The following is a 6382-nucleotide window of genomic DNA, read 5'->3' as shown; positions in this document are numbered from 1 at the left end:
AAGTGCAATACAAAAGCACCCTAATTAAACAATTCCAAGGCGGTAGCGAAACTAATATAAAGCCGTCCTATAAGGACGGGGTTTCTACCCAATTTTTTTATGAAAAATGTTTTGATACGATTTTTAGAAGCCTCCGGTTTTGCCTACTGGGTTGAAGTTAAAACAGATAGTCCACGCTGTACTTACTATTTCGGTCCTTTTCTCAGCGATCGCGAGGCTCAAGAAACCGCCCCTGGCTATATTGAAGATTTAAAAGAAGAAGGCGCTCGCGGCATTAGCGTTAAGATAGAACGGATGAGACCCAAAGAATTGACCGTTTTTGAAGAAGAATTGGGGGAGAAACGCGATCGCGAGATAATCCCCAGTCTTAGCGGTCGGTTGTCCTCGTTTTCTTAGGGATATTAGCTGAGAAAATGCGGAATGCTCAACCCTCCTGAAGCCAGTCTTCTATATCATTGAGTACCTGTTGGGGAATTTCCCAAGGAAAAAGATGGGCAGTATTGGCGTAACAATACCATTGACAATGCTGAAGATGTCCGGCGGTTTCTTGACTCGATGCCGCCGTAATGTGGCGATCGCTTTCCCCGGCCAAGACTAAACAAGGGGGAGAAATTTGCTCTAATTCCTTGAGGCGATTATATCCAGCAGAGAGCGCCCTTTGTAGCGCTCTTTCTGCTGTTTTACAAGTTTGTAGGTAGGCGATCGCGCCTTCTGCGGCCAAATATTGGTAAGCGAGGGGAGTGTGTTGGCAGAGGAGATAGCGAAATAAGGAGCGTTTGCCAAAAGTGTCGATATTCCATTGCCAACCGGGTTTGCAGCCGTTAATGACTCCAGAAATGGCAGTATAGGCTAAATCTTGCCATGTTACCGGGGGATGATTGCTACGAGGACGGGCTGCACTGGCTACTAAAATTAAACGGGTAAAACGTTGAGGCGATCGCAATGCCAATTCTAAGGCCAATATACCCCCTAATGACCATCCCAGCAATATACACTTTTTGACCTGGTGGCGATCGAGTAATTCTTCGAGGTCGTTGAGATGATCCTGCATCTCAAACTCTTTTCGCGTCGGACTTTTGCCATAGCCTCGCAGATCCGGCGCGAGAGTTTGATAGTTTTGGGAGAGGCGATCGGTGAAAACAGAGAGAGTGCGACTGGACCCAGGATGACCGTGCAAGCATAATATCGGAAATCCCGTTCCGCGTATTTCAAGGTTTAATTGCATTGAGTGAATGGGTTGTTATCTCTCCCATAAAATAACAAGTGCAAGCTATTAAACTGTTATTTTTGCGAACAGTATCTCTTTCTTGCTTCTCTTCAGTTCCCCTTTTAGCAGATAATTAGGCATAATTGGCTCAATGTCTTTCGTAAGAATGACCAATTGTTAACCTCTCACGACATTTCAATGTTTCAAATTCCGTTTCGATGGCTGCAAGACCTCTTGGCGGATTTACTCGGCCCTGACTCCGATCTACAGGATCCCGCAGATATCCCCCCTCTGAGTAATGAAGAGTATAAGGCTCTTTGGCTAGACCTTCTCGATTGTGTCGCCCGAGGCTGGCAACAAACTCGCATTTTTGAGAAACTGGGTATTCGTCGCTACGATCCTTGGTTTAGTTCTTGGTTGCAGCGTTACGGTCGCGGTTTGATGCGACAAGACCCTCATGCGATCGATCGCGATGTGGCCGGCCAAATGGTACGTTTGGGGAAAATCGGCTGTGGGGATCTGGGGGAGGTATCCCAACAAATCGGGACGCGGTTATTAGAGTTAAGCGATCGCGATATCCTGACTCCTCAACCGGAAACAACTCTGCCTCCCACCATTTCTTCCCAAGATCCGGTAGAACTATTTAATTATGGGGCAGAACAATATCGCCAAGGGCAGTTAGAGGGGGCGGTTTCTTTGTGGGAAACGGCTTTAGAGGTGCAGCCAGACCTGTTCGACGCGAGAAATGGCTGCGGAACCGCATTATATTATTTGGGGCGTTATGAGGCTGCGATCGCCCATTTTAATCGAGCCGTGGAAATCGCATCGGATTCTCACTTAGCTGCTTTTAATCGCGGTAGTGTTTATTTGGAGTTGAAACAATACGACGCTGCGATCGCAGATTTTAGTCGCGCGATTAAAATTAAACCAGATTTTGCCCTCGGTTTGAACGGTCGCGGCATGGCCTATACTGATTCGGGTCAAGATAGCTTGGCTCTTAATGATTTTAACAATGCGATCGCCCTGCAACCCAATTTACAGTTTGCTTATAATGGACGGGGTATTATTCAGGGGAAAGCGGGAGAATTAGAAGCCGCTTTAGCAGATTTTCAAGAAGCGCTAAGTTTGAATCCTAACTATCACGATGTTTATCACAATTGCGGCAATGTTTTACGAGAATTAGGACGATATTCGGAGGCAATTGAGAAGTTTACCCAAGGGATTTTAATTCAACCTAATTTTTACCAGGCTTATTACAGTCGAGGTAATACTCATGCTGCTGTTGGCAACTATCAAGAGGCGATCGCGGATTATCGAGAAGCAATTACGATTCAACCTGCTTATATTTTGGCCTATAACGGTTGGGGTTTAGCTGCTACTCAACTCGGACATTATGACGAGGCGATCGCGCAATTCGATCGGGCGATCGAAATTTCCCCCGCATTTTGGCAAATTTGGGCTAATCGCGGTTGGACAATTTTTCAGGCTTCTTCCCCTACAGATTGCGATGCAGCTATTCACAATTGGAATGAGGGATTGAGTAAACTTAAACCCGATAGTTCCGATTATTATTTAGCACGGGGAACTCTACAATATTATAAAGGATTAGCTGCGGCCAAGAGCGCGATCGGGCAGGAAAATTCTCGCTCTTATTGGGAAAAAGCGATCGCCAGCTATCAGAAATCCCTGGACGCATTGCAGGATCGTCCCAATTTGGAAGAGCCATATTTAGAGGTTATGCAAGGATTAATTCTCGCTAATCATGCTCTCGGAAATAGCCTAAATGTTAAAAATTATATCAATATTGCTTTAATTATTCTCAATCAATTGGTGCTAAATCTTAAAAATCCTCGAGAAAAACTCAGACTCTCGCAAAAATTTATTGGCTTTCATCATTTAAAAATTGATCGTTTAGCGGTATCTTCCGATAGTAAACAGCAAATCTTAGCTTTCCAATTAGCAGAAGAACGAAAAAATTTGTCAATCTATTGGCAACAGAATAATGCTATTAATCAAACTCCTATTGCTTCACCCAACTATCAGCAAATGCAGCAATTACTCGCGGACAATACAGGAGGTATTTATTGGCATATTAGTCCTGTTTCAATAACAACTTTTATTCTTCGCGATCGCCAACCTCTCGTTATTCTACCGACAGATTCTTCCCAATTAGCTGCCTTTGAGGATTGGTTAAAAGATGGCGATCGCAGAGAAATAAACGATCCTATTTCAACCTTAAACCCACAAAAATTTCCCGCAACGCATCTGCAATCTCTAGAGGAATTGAGGGAAATTTTGCAGGTTGAGAAAATTTTATCGTATTTTCCCAAAACCGTCGATCGCTTAGTTTTAATTCCTCACCAAACCTTACATTTACTGCCCCTACATCTTCTTTTTTCAACATCATTCAGCCAACGAGATTTCAAAATCACCTATCTTCCCAGTGGAAAATTTGGCCTGCGGTTAAAAAATTCTCTTCCTCTTTCTCCGCAAACTCAGCCCTCAATTCCTTTATTGACTATTGATACTGCATCCAATCCTATCTCTTCTAAAGCATTAGAAGTTAATGCGATCGGGAAATTTTTCCCAAATAAAATCATGAGTGGAATTGGTATGAGTAAAGCAACAGTTTTAGAAGCATTAGAAACGCCAACTAATATTTTCCATTTTGCTGGAAATAGCTATCAGGATGTCCTTGAGCCTCAAAATTCAGCTTTGAATTTTGCTAATGAAGAGCAATTAACCTTGAGGGATATTTTCAGTTTAGAGCATTCCTGTGCTTCTTTAGTTTGTCTTTCCGCTTGTGAAACGCGATCGCCTACATTACAAGAAACTGGCGGTGAATTTGTGGGTTTTGCGGTCGGTTTTTTAGTGAAAGGAGCAACTTATGTGGTATATAGTCTTTGGCAAGTCACTGAAATTTCAACCAGTTTATTAATGATTCGTTTTTACGAGTTACTCAAACAAGAAGTAAAACCCGCAGAAGCCTTAAAAAAAGCGCAAATGTGGTTGCGAGATCTGAGTTATGATGAACTGATTAAAACTTGCGATCGCCTCTTAAAAGAGTTGCAAGATGCCCCCTCGGGATGTTTGGGAAATCTCAAGATGACGCGAGATTTAGCACGAGATAAAGCTGCAAGACAAGGGGAAAGTTATTGTCCCTATTCGCAGCCCTATTATTGGGGAGGATTTGTCCTTTCAGGAAAGGTAGATTGAGATGCAAACCGAAAATTTTATTTTAACACCTTCCCAAACTATTGCGATCGAGAAAATGCAAGCATTCTATCGCAGTCAAGAGCGTTTTTTTCTCTTACAAGGAGGAGCGGGGACGGGCAAAAGTACGATTATTTGGGAATTTATTCGTAGTTTACAACAAAAATATCGTAAAATTGCGATCGCGGCATCGGCTCCTACTCATAAAGCGGTTGGGGTACTGGAAGAAATGGCAGGAAATAGCGATAAATCCCCCGATTATGCCACTATTCACCGTCTTTTAGGGTTGAAGTTAGAAGCAGAAAAAGGGACGCGAGTATTAAGAGAAGGACGGCGATCGCACATTGGTAAATACGATCTGGTTATTGTCGATGAAGCCTCGATGGTATCTTCAGCTTTGTGGACTTTATTGCAACAAATCTCGCAAAAATACAGAACTAAATTCATTTTTATGGGAGATATCGCACAACTACCTCCTATTAACGAAACGCGATCGCCAATCTTCGATCTTTCCGAACAGTTTTCTCTCACAGAAGTAGTCCGACAAGCACAAGATAATCCCGTTATGGAATTTATTTCTGCTGCTCGTGCTAAGGTTTTCGATCGCCATATTACTTTACCGCAAAAGAGCCAATACACCTGTAATAAAGAGCATGGCGCATGGATATTACAGCGATCGCAGTGGTTTGCTCAACTCATTCGCGCTTTTCAATCCCCGAAATACGAGCAAAATTCCAACTATATTCGCGCGATCGCTTGGACAAATAGAGAGGTAGATTCAATTAACACACAAGTTAGAAATGCTTTATACGACCCGAAAACCCCCTTTCTTGAAGGAGAGCGCTTAATTGCGAAAGAAGCCATTCACGATCCCCTCGATGGCGATATTGTGCTTCCCAGTTGTGCGGAAGTCACGGTGGTAAACCCTCCCTACTTCCAAACCAGTCCCGATGGGATAGACTATTGGCGCTTGCGGGTGGAAGATGAAGAGGATATCTATCGCTTTAAAGTACCCGATCCCAGCGCTCGCAGTAAAATCGATCGCCATCTCAAATATTTAGCGGAGAAAGCACAACAGCGCAAAGGCAAAAATGCTTGGGGAGAATACTGGGATTTTCGCAATCAATGGGCGAACTTAAAGCCCTGTTATGGTATCACTTCTCATCAATCCCAAGGCTCGACTTATGAGAATGCTTTTGTCTGCGATCGCGATATTTCCCGCAACCCGAGCATTCCCGAGCAGCATCAAGCGCGTTATGTTGCTTTTTCTCGAGCGCGATCGCGTTTATTCGTGCTTTAATTGTAAATATTAGCTTTATCTTGCTCTTACGGTTCTGACCCAATTGCGAAATATTCTTATTAACTCCAAATAATCGGTTGTCTCAGCTTGTTGGAGAAACTCTGCAATTTCTGTGATGGGAATATTGGGGAAAAACTGACTTTGAGAACCGGGAAAATATTCCCCATTGTTTAATTGTTGTAAGGTTAAAGAATTGCGATCGTAAACCCAAACTTCCGGCACTCCCAAAGCGGCATAAACCTGTAGTCGATTTCGCGAACTGCTGGTAATATCTATTTCAATAACAAGATCGGGAGGAGGATCGTCTGGTGTCAATCTTCGTTTACCGCGAATGGCGGCAATATTGCTAATATAAAAACATTCATCCGGTTCTATTCCTTTCAATTCAGGACACTTATAGGTTGTCGATCCAAGGGGATAAATATTGATTTCTAATTCTTCTGCGAGGGTATCGACAAAACGTCCTATTACTTTTTTATATCGTTCGTGTTCTGGTGAAGGAGACAAAATTTCTAAATTTCCGCAATTGTATGTTAAACGCAAATGACGTTCTTGTAGTTCTTCCAGAAGATTTTCGTAAGTTTTCCAACTGATTCCAGAAAGATGAATCATTTCCGTTGTTGGAATTGGCAAAGTTGTTGCTATCATCGAACTTCTCTAGA

The 6382-nt window shown here is 43.0% G+C and carries 5 protein-coding genes; 3 read left to right on the top strand and 2 right to left on the bottom strand.

Features of this window, described 5'->3' with window-relative positions:
- The first annotated feature begins 99 nt into the window (after positions 1 to 99).
- Positions 100 to 396: a DUF1816 domain-containing protein gene (locus JUI58_RS16620; protein WP_204104920.1), complete on the top strand. Its 297-nt coding sequence runs from the start codon at positions 100 to 102 to the stop codon at positions 394 to 396.
- 28 nt (positions 397 to 424) lie between these two features.
- Here JUI58_RS16620 and JUI58_RS16615 read toward each other — a convergent pair whose 3' ends face one another.
- Positions 425 to 1225, bottom strand: a complete 801-nt coding sequence (locus tag JUI58_RS16615) for an alpha/beta hydrolase (RefSeq protein WP_204104919.1) — start codon at positions 1223 to 1225, stop codon at positions 425 to 427.
- A gap of 180 nt (positions 1226 to 1405) precedes the next feature.
- Here JUI58_RS16615 and JUI58_RS16610 point away from each other — a divergent pair, with 180 nt between their 5' ends.
- Both JUI58_RS16610 and JUI58_RS16605 read left to right on the top strand, forming a co-directional pair.
- Positions 1406 to 4423 carry a CHAT domain-containing protein gene (locus tag JUI58_RS16610; RefSeq protein WP_204104918.1) on the top strand — a complete coding sequence of 1006 codons (3018 nt, stop codon included), beginning with the start codon at positions 1406 to 1408 and terminating at the stop codon, positions 4421 to 4423.
- Position 4424: 1 nt separating this feature from the next.
- Complete coding sequence (locus JUI58_RS16605; protein WP_204104917.1) at positions 4425 to 5720, top strand: AAA family ATPase; 1296 nt, start codon at positions 4425 to 4427, stop codon at positions 5718 to 5720.
- 15 nt (positions 5721 to 5735) lie between these two features.
- Here the strand turns inward: JUI58_RS16605 and JUI58_RS16600 are convergent, their stop codons facing one another.
- The gene (locus tag JUI58_RS16600) at positions 5736 to 6368 is read right to left on the bottom strand and encodes a Uma2 family endonuclease (RefSeq protein WP_204104916.1); all 633 of its coding nucleotides are present in this window, start codon (positions 6366 to 6368) and stop codon (positions 5736 to 5738) included.
- Positions 6369 to 6382: the final 14 nt, after the last annotated feature.

The organism is Spirulina sp. CCY15215 (assembly GCF_016888125.1).
GTDB lineage: Bacteria > Cyanobacteriota > Cyanobacteriia > Cyanobacteriales > Spirulinaceae > CCY15215.
The sequence above is the reverse complement of the archived record's forward strand: the minus strand, read 5'-3'. Positions and strand labels throughout refer to the sequence as shown.